This window comes from Variovorax sp. YR750 (genome assembly GCF_900109805.1).
Lineage (GTDB): Bacteria > Pseudomonadota > Gammaproteobacteria > Burkholderiales > Burkholderiaceae_C > Variovorax > Variovorax gossypii.
Genome location: NZ_FOBJ01000020.1, coordinates 46,579 through 59,178 on the forward strand (window position 1 = coordinate 46,579; position 12,600 = coordinate 59,178).

11 protein-coding genes are annotated in these 12,600 nt (G+C 69.7%); 2 read left to right on the plus strand and 9 right to left on the minus strand.

Translation table 11 applies throughout. The features are described from left to right. Positions 1 to 6: 6 nt before the first annotated feature. The 4 genes from BMY35_RS32610 to BMY35_RS32625 are packed head-to-tail and all read right to left on the minus strand — an operon-like array spanning position 7 to position 3,979. A complete protein-coding gene (locus tag BMY35_RS32610; protein WP_093208329.1) occupies positions 7 to 1,128 on the minus strand; it encodes a glycosyltransferase family protein in 1,122 nt (373 codons plus the stop codon). A gap of 3 nt (positions 1,129 to 1,131) precedes the next feature. Beyond that, on the minus strand, positions 1,132 to 1,902 hold the full coding sequence (locus tag BMY35_RS32615) for a hypothetical protein (protein WP_093208332.1): 771 nt from the start codon (positions 1,900 to 1,902) through the stop codon (positions 1,132 to 1,134). Continuing rightward, on the minus strand, positions 1,892 to 2,905 hold the full coding sequence (locus BMY35_RS32620) for a hypothetical protein (RefSeq protein WP_093208334.1): 1,014 nt from the start codon (positions 2,903 to 2,905) through the stop codon (positions 1,892 to 1,894). The genes BMY35_RS32615 and BMY35_RS32620 overlap by 11 nt, the downstream gene beginning before the upstream one ends. A gap of 45 nt (positions 2,906 to 2,950) precedes the next feature. Next, on the minus strand, positions 2,951 to 3,979 hold the full coding sequence (locus tag BMY35_RS32625) for a glycosyltransferase family 2 protein (RefSeq protein ID WP_093208336.1): 1,029 nt from the start codon (positions 3,977 to 3,979) through the stop codon (positions 2,951 to 2,953). A 96-nt stretch (positions 3,980 to 4,075) separates the two neighbouring features. On the opposite strand from BMY35_RS32625, the gene BMY35_RS32630 reads away from it, so the two are divergent. Further along, positions 4,076 to 5,419: a UDP-glucose dehydrogenase family protein gene (locus tag BMY35_RS32630; protein WP_093208517.1), complete on the plus strand. Its 1,344-nt coding sequence runs from the start codon at positions 4,076 to 4,078 to the stop codon at positions 5,417 to 5,419. On the opposite strand, the gene BMY35_RS32635 is transcribed toward BMY35_RS32630, so the two are convergent. From BMY35_RS32635 to BMY35_RS32645, 3 genes are all read right to left on the minus strand, one after another. Further along, positions 5,402 to 6,547, minus strand: a complete 1,146-nt coding sequence (locus tag BMY35_RS32635; RefSeq protein ID WP_093208338.1) for a CaiB/BaiF CoA transferase family protein — start codon at positions 6,545 to 6,547, stop codon at positions 5,402 to 5,404. The two genes, BMY35_RS32630 and BMY35_RS32635, sit on opposite strands and share 18 nt — an antisense overlap. A gap of 103 nt (positions 6,548 to 6,650) precedes the next feature. Continuing rightward, positions 6,651 to 7,628, minus strand: a complete 978-nt coding sequence (locus tag BMY35_RS32640) for a Bug family tripartite tricarboxylate transporter substrate binding protein (protein ID WP_093208340.1) — start codon at positions 7,626 to 7,628, stop codon at positions 6,651 to 6,653. 35 nt (positions 7,629 to 7,663) lie between these two features. Further along, the gene (locus BMY35_RS32645; RefSeq protein ID WP_256230281.1) at positions 7,664 to 9,355 is read right to left on the minus strand and encodes an acyl-CoA dehydrogenase family protein; all 1,692 of its coding nucleotides are present in this window, start codon (positions 9,353 to 9,355) and stop codon (positions 7,664 to 7,666) included. Between the two features lie 101 nt (positions 9,356 to 9,456). Between BMY35_RS32645 and BMY35_RS32650 the strand changes: the two genes are divergently transcribed. Then, the gene (locus tag BMY35_RS32650; RefSeq protein WP_093208520.1) at positions 9,457 to 10,365 is read left to right on the plus strand and encodes a LysR family transcriptional regulator; all 909 of its coding nucleotides are present in this window, start codon (positions 9,457 to 9,459) and stop codon (positions 10,363 to 10,365) included. Here the strand turns inward: BMY35_RS32650 and BMY35_RS32655 are convergent. Together BMY35_RS32655 and BMY35_RS32660 are read right to left on the minus strand one after the other, a co-directional pair. Beyond that, positions 10,356 to 11,390: a serine/threonine protein kinase gene (locus tag BMY35_RS32655; RefSeq protein WP_093208345.1), complete on the minus strand. Its 1,035-nt coding sequence runs from the start codon at positions 11,388 to 11,390 to the stop codon at positions 10,356 to 10,358. The two genes, BMY35_RS32650 and BMY35_RS32655, sit on opposite strands and share 10 nt — an antisense overlap. Before the next feature lie 36 nt (positions 11,391 to 11,426). Further along, positions 11,427 to 12,542 (minus strand): DUF2855 family protein, encoded by a 1,116-nt coding sequence (locus BMY35_RS32660; RefSeq protein WP_093208348.1) that lies wholly within the window; start codon positions 12,540 to 12,542, stop codon positions 11,427 to 11,429. Positions 12,543 to 12,600: the final 58 nt, after the last annotated feature.

The following is a 12,600-nucleotide window of genomic DNA, read 5'->3' on the forward strand; positions in this document are numbered from 1 at the left end:
GCAGCATCACGAGCCGCGCGCAGTCTCCGCCAGCGCCGACAGCAACCCGGTCCAGCGCCGCAGCCGATCGATGGCGGCCTGCCGCCCTTCGGATGCATTTACCTCGCCGTCCGGCAAGTCGAGCAGCTCGCCCGCCGCGGCGGCCACGGCCCTGGCGAACTTCCGTGCATCGCCGCGCCACACCACCACGCGGTGCGCCAGCCCCAGCTGCGCCGCGCGGCCTGCGTTGATCGCCTGCTCGGGCTGGTCCGTGAGCAACAGCAGGATCGGCTTGCGGTAGACCGCCGCGATCGACAGCGCCGCCATGCCGGGCGCGGAAACGATGAACGCGCTGCGCGCCGCCGCCTCGATCCAGTGCTCGTCCCGCGCATGCCAGTGCGCCCGATGCGCATAGCCTTCGCCGACCAGGTGCGCAGGCACGCCTGCGTCGGCCAGGCCCTGTTCCAGCCCGTCGGCCAGTGCCGGCTCCTGGAAATGCGGATTGAGATACACGGCCGCCACCTGCTGCGATGCATCGCAGTGGCCGGCCGCGTCCACCACCGCCACCGGCGTGGCGAGCCGGTGGCGGCCGTGCCCGTCGTGCCGGGGCTCGCCGTAGGCGAAGTCGTGTTCGATGCGCGCGAGGCTGCGGTCGATCTGCCAGGCCACGATGCCGCTGAACAGCCTGGCGACGAAGCCCGGCATGCGTCCGCTGAAGTTCGTCTCCAGCGCGTGCCGAAGGCTCGCGCCGTACACGTGCACCACCTTGCGTCGCCAGAAGGGCAGCCAGCCCATCAGCAGCAGCGCGGGGTGGAAGGAGTCGTTCACCACCAGGTCGGCATCGCGGAAGTGCGCGCGCAGCCGCCACACGTCGCGCAGCATGCGTTCGGGCCTGAACATGTACAGCGCCACGTTGCGGTCGGTCTCGCGGCGCAGCATGTTCTGCTGGGTGTCGAACTGCACCGCGTAGTGGCGCGAGAGCACCGGCGCCTCGATGCCGAAGCCGGCGAGAAAGCGCGCGCCTTCGTCCGAGGTGGTGAGCACGCGAACCTGCGCGCCGGCCGCGCGCAATGCATGCGTGAGCAGCTGCGCGCGCATCAGGTGGCCGCGCGCGTCCGCGGTCGCGAGGTAGAGGATGCGCGGCGGCATCGCTCAGGCGTGGTGCCGCACCGGCCGCTCGGCGCCGGGGCGCAGCCGCAGCGCCGCGCCGGCGAGCCACATGCCGAGCGCGCCGGTCACGCCGAAGCCGCGCTCGGTGTCGCGCACCTCGCGCATCAGCTGCGCGAGCCGCGCCTCTTCGTGCGGCGCCACGCAGCGCTGCAGCGTGCGGGTGCACAGGCGGATGTGTCGGTCCTCGTCGGCCAGCACGCGCGACAGCAGCGGATGCAGTTCATGCTGCGGCCCGATCAGCGCGCAGTGGCGCTGCAGGATGCGCGAGGCCATCTGCTCGGCCGAGAGGCCGATGGCGTAGGCCGGCACCAACCCGCCGTGCGCGAAGTGCGGCGCATGGCGGCGGATGAGCGCCTGCCAGCGCGCCAGCTTGCGACGGCTGAACCAGTCGGGCTGCGGCGCCTCCTCGGGCGATGCGGCGGCCTGCGCATTGCCGCCGCGCTCGACGATGGCCTGCGCGAACAGGCGCGCGTGCAGCTGCTCGTCGGCCAGGTGCTGGTCGAGCTGGCGCGCAAGCCACTCGGGCGGCGCGATGCGCAGCTCGCGCTGCAGCGCCTGCTCGGAGGATTCCTCTCCCACCAGATAGAAGCGCAGCAGCAGCATCTCGCCCGCATTGCTCGCATGCAGCTGGCGCAGCGCGGCGCGCTTGACGCGATGCACCAGCCAGGCCTGCAGCGCGGGCCAGCCGCGCAGCCGCGGCGGCGAGAGGCAGTCGAAGCCGGCCGAAACGCCGGCTGGCGAGTCAGCGGGCATCCGTCTTGGTCTTCACGGGCGTGTGCTGCTGCTGCCAGCCCAGTACCAGGCCGATGAAACTGTCCTGCAGGAAGGCACGCGCGGCCGCGTCGGCGCCCGCGAACTCGCGCTGCTGGCCGTCGTAGCGCACGTAGCCCTTGCCGTTGGCGGCGCCGAGCACCAGCTTCTCGTTCTTGCGGAAGCCGCGCTGCAGCAGCGGCTGCAGCAGCGACTGCGATTCGAGCCCGTACAGGAACAGGTCGCGCTGCACCACCTGGCGCGGGATCTGGCCGCTCAGCGCCTGCAGCTCCAGCGTCCAGTTGCCCTGCTGCATGGCCTCGGCCAGGTCGCGGCCCTTGGCGCCCGGCGCATGGAAACGCGCGCGCGCCACCGACTTCGAGGCCCTGCTCAGGCCGAGGCCGATGGTGATGTCGGCATCCTTCGCGCCCTCGGCCCGGTTGTCGTCCACCTGCACGAACACGTTGGCCAGCCGCGCGGTCAGCGAGGGCCGGGCCAGCGCCTCGACGATCTGGTCGGCGGTGAGCAGCACATGGTCGGTGGTCGACTCGCTCACCACCACGATCTGGTACGGGTCGATGCGGATGTCGCTGAACTCGCCGCCGATGGGCGTGTGCGCGTGGCTGCTGATCGACCACTCGTTGCCCGAGCGGCTCAGCAGCGCATGGAAGGTCAGCGGCACGCGCTGGCTGCTGCCGCGCGCCTGGCCGGAGCCCTGCAGCAGCACGTCGCCGACGATGGTCTTCTCGCTGTAGCTGCGCGTGTTGACGAAGCGGATGGTGTGTGCGCCGATGTCGAGCGCGGCGCGGGTGTCCGGGTCGTCGAGCGCGAGGCGATTGCAGTCGTTGCCCTGGCCCGCGAGCGCGGCGAAGGGGCAGCCGGTGTCGGACCTGAAATTGAAGACGCCGCGGCCGGTGAAGTCGGCCGCGCCGGCCAGCGTGAAGGCGCCCGCGAGCGCGATGCCGAGCGCCAGCCGGCGGGCGGTGAACGAAGAGCGGATGGACATGGTTCCTGTCTTTTTGTTTTTCTGGAGAAGAAGCGAGAGCGCCGTTCAGGGCCGGTGGTACGACAGCGCCTGCGCATCGGCGTTGGTGCGGCCCGTGGTGTGCCAGCCGATGCCGCGCGCGAACGCACCCAGCATGTCGACGGCCGAGAAGCCGAGGATGAGCGCCACGCCCGCGAGCCAGCGCAGTCCGCGCAGCGGGGGCAGGTCTTGATGGTTCAGCGCCTTCATGCTGAAGCCCAGCCGCGTGAACAGCACCGCCAGCGGTCCGATCGGCCCGCTCTTCGCGAGCCATTGCCAGCGCGGCGACACATAGCTGCGCAGCAGGTGCGGCGTGAGCGAATAGGTGTCCTGTCCGCGCATCCAGCGCAGCTTCAGCGCCTCGGCCCGCGTGTCGGGCAGGCGGTGCTCGGTGTGGGCTGCAGCCGCATAGTGGATCGGCACGCCCGCCGCCTTCAGGCGCATGCCCAGCACCTGGCAATGAGCGCGGTACACGCCGTCGAGCGCCTGGTAGCTGTGCTGCTCGAACACTTCGCGGCGGAAGGCCACGTTGTTCGCGTAGAAGTTGCTCGTGGCGCCGGCATGGTCGGCGTTGGGGAAGTACATGAAGTCGATGGTGGTGAGCGCGGTGCCCACCACGTTGGCGGCGTAGCTGGTGCGGCCGGCCACCACGGCGGGCGCGTCGGCTCCCTTGGTGAAGGGCCGCAGCATCTGCAGCAGCCAGTCGTCGTCGGGCAGGCAGTCGGCGTCGGCGAACACCACGTGCGTGCAGCGCTGAGCGTCGGTAGCCGCGAAGCCGACGTTCTTGGCGTCGTAATAGCCGGTGGCGGCGTCGATGCGCACGAAGTCGACCGGGCGGCCCGCGAGCGCGCTCACGGCCTCGCAGGTGGCGGCGCTCAGTCCGTCGTGCGTGACGACCACCTGCGCGAGCGAGCTCAGCGGCAGCTTCTGCCTGGCCAGCAGGGCGACCAGGCGCTGCAGGCTGGCACCCGCCCTGGCTTCGGCATCGGCTCCGCCGCGCAGGTTGTTGGTCTCCAGGACCAGCGCGCAACGCGCGGCAACTTGATCGGGCATCATCGAATTTTCCTGTCCGGACATCGTTTTGAAGGCTTGCATCCTGCTTTTATCGCACAACCGCGCCCGCCACCAGTGCCGCACGCCATGGGGCCGCCCATGAAAGTGACCATCTTCGGCGCAGGCTACGTGGGCCTGAGCTTCGCCGCCTGCCTGGCCGAGGCGGGCCACGAGGTGCTGTGCGCGGACGCGGACCTGGCGCGCATCGAGGGGCTGCAGCGCGGCCTGATGCCGCTGCACGAACCGGGGCTCGAGGCGCTGGTGGCCTCGGGCATCGCCGCCGGCACGCTGCAATTCACGGCCGACGAGCGCACCGCCTGCCTGCATGGAGACCTGCTCTTCATCGTGGTGAACACGCCGGCCGATGCGCAAGGCCGGGTCGACCTGCGGCACGTGATCGCGGTGGCAGCCGGCATCGGGCGGCACCGCGACCGCGATGCGCTGGTGGTTTGCAAGTCGACCGCGCCCGTGGGCACGGCCGCGCAGGTCGAGGCAGTGCTCGGCGGCGAGCTTTCGCAGCGTGGCGCGCGGCACCGCATCGCGGTAGCGGTGAACCCCGAATTCCTGCGCGAAGGCTCGGCCGTGCGCGACTGCCGCCGGCCCGACCGCGTGGTGATCGGCAGCGAAGACCCGTGGGCCATCGACCTGTTGACGCGGCTCTACGAACCCTTCATCCAGGACCCGAAGCAGTTGCTGTTGATGGACCGCCGTTCGGCCGAGCTCGCCAAGTACGCGGCCAACGCCATGCTCGCCACCCGAATCAGCTTCATGAACGAGATGGCGCGCGTGGCCGAGCATGCGGGCGCCGACATCGAGATGGTGCGGCGCGCCATCGGTGCGGACCGTCGCATCGGGCCCGACTTTCTACAGGCCGGCGCGGGCTACGGCGGTTCCTGCCTTGCGAAGGACGTGCGAGCGCTGACGCATGCGGCGCAGCGCGACGGCCATGCGCTTCGCATCCTCTCTGCCGTCGAGGCCACGAACCACGAGCAGAAGGGCCGGCTGTTCGACCTGATGACGCACCACTTCGGCGGCCGCATCGCGGGCAAGACCATCGCGGTGTGGGGCCTGGCCTTCAAGCCCGACACCGACGACATGCGCGATGCGCCGAGCCTGGTGCTGCTGGAGCGGTTGTGGGCGGCGGGCGCGCGCGTGCAGGTCTACGACCCGGCGGCGATGCCGAATGCACGAGATCTCATCGGCGAGCGCGGGGATGTGCGCTGGTGTGCCACGGCGGAAGAAGCGCTGCAGGACGCCGATGCGCTGGCGCTCGTCACGGAGTGGGATGAGTTCAGGCGCCCCGACTTCGCGCAAATTGCGAAGGCGCTGCGCGCGCCGGTCATGTTCGATGGCCGCAACGTCTACGACGCCGCCGAGGTCGAGTCGGCGGGCATCGCGTACTACGGCATCGGCCGCGGCCGGTCATCAATGCTGCTGCGTTGAACCCTCGTCCTGGGGAAGGAAGGCATCGCCCGGCGTGAGCGGCGCATGTCGGTAGCTCGCCGGCGTGCGGCTCAGCTTCACCGGCGCGCCGATGCCGCGATAGCCACCGGGCATCTCCACCACCATCTCGCGGTGCAGCGTGTGCGGATGCTGCAGCGCGGCGTCGACCGGCAGTACGGGCGCGGCGGGTACGCCGGCGGCCATCAATTGCTCGACCAGTTCACGACCATCGAAAGCGGCCATCGCCGCTTCGAGTTGCTGCTTGAGTCCGTCGCGGTGCACCGAGCGCGCGCCGGCCGTGCGGTAGAGCGGGTCGTCAGCCAGATCGGGCAACCCGATGCAGCGGCACAGGCTGGCGAACTGCCGGTCGTTGCCCACCGCCACGAACACCGGGTCGGTTCCGGTGGCGAGCGCGTCGTACGGGTAGATGTTCGGATGCGCATTGCCGGTGCGGCGCGGCTCGGTGCCGTCCATGAACCAGTTGGCGGCGTGCGGATGCAGCAGCGAGAGGCCGCTGTCGTACAGCGCCGCTTCCACGAACTGCCCGCGTCCGCTGCGGTTGCGTTCCTGCAGTGCGAGCAGCACGCCGATCACCGCGTTGAGGCCGGTCACCATGTCGACCACCGGCAGGCCCACGCGCAGCGGGCCTCCCTCAGCTTCGCCGTTGATGCTCATGATGCCGGTCATGGCCTGCACCGCGGCGTCGTAGCCGGGCAGCGCGCCCAGCGGGCCGTCGGAGCCGAAGCCCGAGACGCGGCACCACACCAGGCGCGGGAAGCGCTTCGACAGTTCTTCATAGCCGATACCCCAGCGTTCCATGGTGCCGGTCTTGAAGTTCTCGATCAGCACGTCGGCCTCGGCCACCAGCGCGAGCAGCGCTTCGCGGCCTTCTTCGGTCGAGAAGTCCAGGTGCTGCACGCGCTTGTTGCGGTTGAGTCCGTGGTAGTACGAGGCGACGCCTTCCCTGAAGGGCGGGCCCCAGGTGCGCGTGTCGTCGCCCTGCGGCGGCTCGACCTTGAGCACGTCGGCACCGTGGTCACCGAGGATCTGGCCGCAGTAGGGGCCGCCGAGGATGCGGGAGATGTCGAGGACCCGGATGCCTGCGAGGGCGCCTTGGGCTTGTGTCATTTCTTGTTCCTGTGTTTTGCTTTTCGGGGCGCGTGCACAGGCCGCCGGGTACTCCGCTCCGCGAATGTCCCCCGTCGGCGTGATCGCGCCCCGGATGACTGCCTCAGTCGAGCTGCGCTCCCGATTTCTTCACGACGTCCTTCCACTTCACGGACTCACCTGCGATGAACTGCCCGAGCTTCTGCGGCGAAGTGTCAGCCGGAACTTCGAGACCTTGCGCCGCGAACATCTGCTTCACCTTGGGCGAATTCAGCACTTCAGTGAACGCATGGTTGAGCTTGTTCACGCGATCGGCAGGCGTGCCGGCCGGCGCGACGATGCCGAAGAACACGCTCACGTCGTAGCCCTTGTAGCCCTGCTCCGAGATCGTCGGCACCTCGGGCAACGCCTGCGAGCGCGCGACCGTGGCCACGCCCAGAGCGCGCAGCTTGCCCGCCTTGACGTAGGGCAGCGCGGTGAGGATGTCGGTGAAGGTCATGCTGACCTGGTTGCCCAGCAGGTCGTTGAGCGCGGGGCCCGTGCCCTTGTAGGGAATGTGCTGCAGGTCGGTGCCCGCCACCGAATTGAAGAGCACGCCCGCGAGGTGCGACGAGGCGCCGTTGCCCGATGAGGCATAGCTGAGCTTGCCGGGGTTGGCCTTGGCGTAGGCCACCAGCTCCTGCACGTTCTTCACGGGCAGCGCGGGGTTCACCACCAGGATGTTCGGCAGGTAGCCCACCTGGATCACCGGCGCGAAGCTCTTCACCGGGTCGTAGTTGATCTTGCGGTACAGGCTCGAATTGATGGCCAGCGGGCCCGAGGTGCCGAACAGCAGCGTGTGGCCGTCGGCCTCGGCGCGCGCCACGTATTCGGCGCCGATGTTGCCGCCGGCGCCCGCGCGGTTCTCCACGATCATGGGCTGGCCGAGGCGGTCCTTCATCTCGGCGGCGAGCGTGCGCGCCATGGCGTCGGTGGGGCCGCCGGGCGGGAAGGGAACGACCAGCATCAGGGGCTTGGAGGGGAAAGCGTCGGCGGCTTGCGCGGCTGGCATGGCCGTCATCAGCGTGGCACAGGCGGCCAGCAGGAAGGTGAAGCGTTTCAAGGGATGTCTCCGTCTTTTTGAATGAAAGGAAAGGCTCAGGCGGGCACGGCCGTGGACGAGGTGCTCGTGGCGTTCCAGTCCGCCGGCATCGCGTCGGGCGAGAGCGGATCGCGCGGCAGCACGCGGTGCAGCAGCACCAGCTGCGCCCAGCGCAGGCGCGCGTGGGAGCCACCGCGCGAGGCCTCCCATGCCATCGCGATGGCGCTGGTGCAGTGGTAAAGGGCAGAGGCGGCCTGGCGCGCAAGAACATCACCGCCTTCGCGCGCGGCGGTCTCCGTCAGCGCGGCGGCGCGGTCCAGCGCGTCACGCAGCGACTTGGCGAACCCGGGAGCGAGCGCCGCGTCGTCGAGCAGCTTCGCGCAGTGCGCGCGCAGCACCGGCAGCGAGCCTTCGCGCTTCACCGCGCGGATCACGTCCAGCGCCACGATGTTGCTCGTGCCTTCCCAGATCGAGCCCAGGTGCGCGTCGCGCACGAGGCGCGCGTCGCTCCATTCCTCGATGTAGCCGCAGCCGCCGCGCACTTCCATCGCGTCGCCCGTGACCTTGCGCGCATCGCGGCAGGCGCGGAATTTGATGAGCGGCGTGAGGATGCGCAGCAGCGCGTAAGCGTCGGGCTCTCCTGCATCGGAGCGCGCGAGCGCCAAGGCCGTCTGGCACACCATCGTGCGGGCCTGCTCGGCGGGCAGGCGCAGCTTGTCTAGCTGGCGCTGCATCAGCGGCATCTGCTCCAGCGTGCGACCGAAGGCGCGGCGCTCGGAAGCGATGAACTCGGCCTCGGCCACCGCGCGGCGCATCAGGCCGGCGGCGCGCACGCCGTTCGACAGGCGCGAGTTGTTGACCATGTCGGCCATCTGCACGAAGCCGCGGCCTTCCTCGCCCACCAGCCAGGCGGTGGCGCCATCGAGGCGGATCTCGCCGCTGGCCATCGAGCGCGTGCCCAGCTTGTCCTTCAGCCGGATGATGCGGTAGCGGTTGAGGCTGCCGTCGTCGAGTTGGCGCGGCAGCAGGAACAGCGAGACGCCCTTCATGCCGGCCGCACCATCGTCGGCGCGCGCGAGCACCATCGCGAAGTCGGCGTCGGGGTTGGAGCAGAACCACTTGTCGCCCGTGAGGCGCCAGCTGCCGTCTGCCTCGCGGTGCGCCAGCGTGGCGGTGGCGGCGATGTCGGAGCCGGCGGCCTGCTCGGTCATGAACATCGCGCCTTGGGCGAGCTCGTCGAAGTCCAGCGAGGTGAGGCGCGGCAGGTACTTCGCGACCAGCTCGGGGCTGCCGAACTTCTTCAGCGTGCGCGTGAGCGAATCGGTCATCGACACCGGGCAGCACAGGCCGAACTCCGCCTGCACGAACAGATAGGTCAGCACGTACTTGACCAGCGGCGGCATCTTCCCCTTCCAGCCCAGCGTGTCGTCGCGGTGCGAGATGGCGGCCAGGCCGAACTCGGCGAGCGCGAGGCGTTCCATCTCCACGTAGGCGGGGTGCTTGACGATCTTCTGCTCGTCGAGGCCGGTGCGCGTGCGCTGCTTCAGCACGGGCGGGTTGCGGTCGGCCGTGCCGGCCAGCTCGTCGATCAGGCCGCCGGCGAGGCCGCCCAGGCGCTCGAAGTGCGGCTGCATGTGGCGGCGCAGGTCTTCGGGCAGGTAGAGCGCGAGCAGGGCGTGCAGCTCGGCGTCGGTGGTGAAGAGGTTCTGGCCGTGGCGGTCGGGGATCGGATGGGCGTGCTCTGGCATGCGCGTTGTCTCCATGGGTTCCTTGGTTTGGCGCATTGTTGAAGCCGCGACGATCCGTGTCTAATATCGATTTGGTCTTGTTCGATTCGATCTGGCTATTCATGGAACTGCGACACCTGCGCTACTTCTCCGTGCTCGCCGAAGAGTTGCACTTCGGGCGCGCGGCGCGGCGTCTGTCGATCTCGCAGCCGCCGCTGTCGGTGGCGATACGGCAGCTCGAGGACAACGTGGGCGCGCGACTCTTCGAGCGCAACAGCAAGGAGGTGCGGCTCACGCCTGCCGGCGAGGCATTGCGCATTTCGGCGCGGCGCGTGCTGCTGCAGGCGGAAGAAGCCGCAATCGAAGCGCGCGACGTGGCGCTGGGCTCGGCCGGGCGGCTGCGCATCGGCTTCGTGGGCGCGATGCTCTACCGGGGCCTGCCGCAGGCGCTGCGCGCCTTCCAGGCGAAGCATCCGGCGGTGCGCATCACGCTGAGCGAGCTGAATTCGGGCATGCAGATCGCCGAGCTGATGAACGACCGGCTCGACCTCGGCTTCGCCCACACGCACCGCGTGCCTCCCGAGTTGCAGCACCGGCTGCTGCTGTCCGAACCCTTCGTGGCCTGCCTGCCCTCCGGCCATGCGCTGGCGCGCAAGCGCGTGCTGGCGCCGGCCGACCTGCGCGAGCAGCCTTTCGTGCTGTTCTCGCGCGAGGTTTCTCCCGACTACCACGAGCGCATCTTGACCATCTGCGCCGACGCGGGCTTCCTGCCCGAGGTGCGGCACGAGGTGCGCCACTGGCTGGCGGTGGTCTCGTGGGTGTCGCAGGGCCTGGGCGTGGCGCTGGTGCCGCAGGCGATGCGGCATTCGGCCCTGCGCGGCGCGGTGTTCAGGCCGCTCGACAGGGCGGTGGCGCAGTCGGAGGCCTACGGCATCTGGCGCAACGGGCCGGCCAACGTGCTGGTCGAGCGGCTGCTGCAGGGCGTGGCGGACAGCCTTGCAGCGGCGCAGGAAGACCAGGCTCAGGCGTAGAGCGGCTCTTCCGCCATCTGCTCGCACTGCTCCTCGAGCATGAGGATCTGTCCCTTCCAGTAGTCGCTGGAGCCGAACCACGGGAAGTTGATCGGGAAGATCGGGTCTTCCCAGCGCCGCGCCAGCCACGCGCTGTAGTGGATGAGCCGCAGCGTGCGCAGCGGCTCGATCAGCGCCAGCTCGCGCCGGTCGAACTCTCGGAACTGCTCGTAGCCGTCCAGCAGGCCCGACAGCTGCGCGGTGCGCTGCGCGCGGTCGCCCGACAGCAGCATCCACAGGTCCTGCACCGCGAAGCCGGTGCGCGCGTCGTCGAGGTCGACGAAGTGCGGCCCGCCGCCGGGGCGGTCGGTGGGCGTCCACAGGATGTTGCCGGGGTGCACGTCGCCGTGCAGGCGCAGCTTGCGGGGCTGGAAGTCGCTCGAAGGCGGGTTGGCTGCCAACGCCGTCGCGCCGATCATGTCGAGCGCCTCGTTACAGGTCTTTTCCCAGTCGCGCTGCACGTCGAGCGGGATCTTGTCGTTGGCGAGCAGCCAGTCGCGCGACGCGATGCCGAAGGTCTGCAGGTCGAGCGCGGGCCGCGCCTCGAAAGGCTTTGCGCTGCCGACCGTGTGGATGCGCGCCAGGAAGCGGCCCACCCATTCGAGCACTTCGAAGTCGTCGAGCTCAGGTGCGCGGCCGCCGCGGTAGGGGCTCACGCTGAAGGCGAAGCCCGCGTGGTGGTGCAGCGTCTTGCCGTCGAAGGCCAGGGGCGGCACGGCCGGCACTTCGTCGGCGGCCAGCTCGAGCGAGAAACCATGTTCCTCGAGGATCTCGGCCTCGCTCCAGCGGCCGGGGCGATAGAACTTGACCACCACCGCGCTGCGATCCTCCAGGTGGACCTGGTAGACGCGGTTCTCGTAGGAATTCAGGCCGGTGAGACGGCCGTCGCCGTGCAGGCCGAGCGTCGCGAGCGCGTCGAGCACCACGTCGGGCGTGAGGCTCTCGTAGGGATGTGTGTTCGCGGGCGCCGCGGAAGATTGGGTCATGCGGCGATTGTCGTCGCCGCCGGGCGCCCGACCGTCTCAGGACGTGACGGGTTGCCTGGAAAGGGAAAGGATGTGGCCCGTGCGCGGATCGCCCTTGCCTGCGAGCACCTGCGCGTAGGCCGTCTGCACCGCCTCGCCGCCGTCGTGGTGCTCAGCGTGCAGCCAGGGCGCCTTCGCGTCGGTGACCACGGCCATGAAGTCGTGCCAGGCCGCGACCATGCGGCGACCGAACTCCTCGGGGCCCCATTCGGTGGTGCGTTTCTTGATCTGCGCCGGCGCGAAGAACAGCGTGGCGCGCGGGCCCGGGAGGCTCTTGCCCGCGCCCTTGCTTGCGAGCTGCTCGACGTGCGTGCCGCCGATGGAGCTGCTGTACTTCAGGCTGGCGAAGCGCTCGTGGATGGCGTTGCGCAGCTCGCCGTTGCCGGCGAAGTCGACGTACACGCAGGGCGTGTCGGCCGCGATGGAATCGAGCGCGTCGTAGGTCACCACGCGGTCGTAGCAGCCGAGGCTTTCGCAGAAGGCCACGTTCGCGGGCGAGGTCAGGCCGATCACTTCGATGCCTTCGCGCTTGTGCAGCTGGAAGGCGGTGCCGTAGGCCGTCTTGCTGGACGCGCTCGACAGCAGCATGGTGTTGGCGCCGAAGAAGTCGTTGTCGGCCATGAAGTCGTCGATCAGCCACGAGGTGATGAACAGCGGGCGCAGCAGGGCCTGGATGTCTTCGGTGTCGGCCGTGTAGAGCGCGTCGCTGGCGCAGCGGAAGTACTGGTTGTAGACGGCGGGCAGTTCCGCGCGATGCGGTGCTACGTCGGTGAAGCGCTCGGGCGAGAGGCGGCCGGGGCTCAGCACCGCGCCCGAGGCCATCGGCCAGTAGCCATACAGACGCTCGCCCACAGGCACGCCCGGGTGCAGCGACTGCACCACGCTCGCGAAGCCCCACACGGGGATGCTGCCCCAGCCCTCTTCGCCGCTCGGGAAGAACTGCCAGTAGCTCATCGCGTCGCCGAAGGCGGCATACGTGATGTTGTTGGAGGTGAGCGCAAAGCTGTCGATGCGCACGCGCACCTGGCCGTCGGCGAGTGCTTCGTCGGTGGCGGTGTGCAGGCGCGTGGTGGCGAGCTGGTCTTTGCGGATGAGGAGGCTGGTGGTGCTCATGAGCGTGGCTCCTGGCGGTTGTGATGTGCGCCTACGTTAGCCAAGCTTCGTGAAAGGC

Bases quoted from the DNA above. Each gene is read 5' to 3' on its own strand.
- BMY35_RS32645 (WP_256230281.1), bottom strand. From the start codon at position 9,355: ATGCCAGAGCACGCCCATCCGATCCCCGACCGCCACGGCCAGAACCTC.
- BMY35_RS32650 (WP_093208520.1), top strand. From the start codon at position 9,457: ATGGAACTGCGACACCTGCGCTACTTCTCCGTGCTCGCCGAAGAGTTG.
- BMY35_RS32630 (WP_093208517.1), top strand. From the start codon at position 4,076: ATGAAAGTGACCATCTTCGGCGCAGGCTACGTGGGCCTGAGCTTCGCC.
- BMY35_RS32655 (WP_093208345.1), bottom strand. From the start codon at position 11,390: ATGACCCAATCTTCCGCGGCGCCCGCGAACACACATCCCTACGAGAGC.
- BMY35_RS32615 (WP_093208332.1), bottom strand. From the start codon at position 1,902: ATGCCCGCTGACTCGCCAGCCGGCGTTTCGGCCGGCTTCGACTGCCTC.
- BMY35_RS32660 (WP_093208348.1), bottom strand. From the start codon at position 12,542: ATGAGCACCACCAGCCTCCTCATCCGCAAAGACCAGCTCGCCACCACG.
- BMY35_RS32635 (WP_093208338.1), bottom strand. From the start codon at position 6,547: ATGACACAAGCCCAAGGCGCCCTCGCAGGCATCCGGGTCCTCGACATC.
- BMY35_RS32625 (WP_093208336.1), bottom strand. From the start codon at position 3,979: ATGATGCCCGATCAAGTTGCCGCGCGTTGCGCGCTGGTCCTGGAGACC.
- BMY35_RS32620 (WP_093208334.1), bottom strand. From the start codon at position 2,905: ATGTCCATCCGCTCTTCGTTCACCGCCCGCCGGCTGGCGCTCGGCATC.
- BMY35_RS32610 (WP_093208329.1), bottom strand. From the start codon at position 1,128: ATGCCGCCGCGCATCCTCTACCTCGCGACCGCGGACGCGCGCGGCCAC.